Below are 656 nucleotides of genomic sequence, written 5' to 3' on the forward strand. Positions count from 1 at the left end.
AGCAGCAACCGCTTGATTAGCACCTTTACCACCCGCTATAACCGCGTAACCATGTCCATGTAATGTTTCGCCAGGACGAGGGAAACTATCGACTTTAACAACATGATCCGCATTAACACTTCCTAACACAGTTAGTTGACGCATAAATAAACCTTTATTAACTATTTTTAACATACATATTTAAACCATAAATATTATCCGAGTCAGTGACGAGAAAGTTCAGATAAAATTTGATAACTATATACCGTAACAAAGGTGTTATCAGCGGCTATAGTTATCGTTTTATATTACTATTTCACTACCATCATTAATGGTACTGGAACGTTTTCAGCGACACTTTTACCAGCTAATACATCCACAGCAGATTGCACACCAATTTCACCAATTAACCCAGGTTGTTGTGCAATAGTTGCTCCTAACAATCCACGCTTAACCGCCGCAATACCATCATCAGTGCCATCAAATCCCACAATAAAGATATCTTTACCCGAAGCTTGTACTGCACGGAAAGCCCCTAATGCCATTTCATCATTCTGTGCGAATACTGCTTGTGTCTTAGGTTGAGATGATAATAAGTTCTCCATCACGTTAAGGCCTTTAGTTCGGTCAAAGTCAGCTGGTTGACTCGCTAATAGCTCTAAGCCTTCGCTTTTAAC

2 protein-coding genes are annotated in these 656 nt (G+C 39.6%); both read right to left on the reverse strand.

Translation table 11 applies throughout. The annotated features are described in order from the left end of the window. Positions 1-144 (reverse strand): PfkB family carbohydrate kinase (locus DS885_RS17775; RefSeq protein ID WP_369007755.1); only part of this gene is annotated, 144 nt, incomplete at its 3' end. Positions 145-290: 146 nt separating this feature from the next. After that, on the reverse strand, positions 291-656 hold a 366-nt coding region (locus tag DS885_RS09425), incomplete at its 5' end, for a substrate-binding domain-containing protein (protein ID WP_147232345.1).

This window comes from Psychromonas sp. B3M02, assembly GCF_003318165.1.
In the GTDB taxonomy this organism is placed as follows: domain Bacteria; phylum Pseudomonadota; class Gammaproteobacteria; order Enterobacterales; family Psychromonadaceae; genus Psychromonas.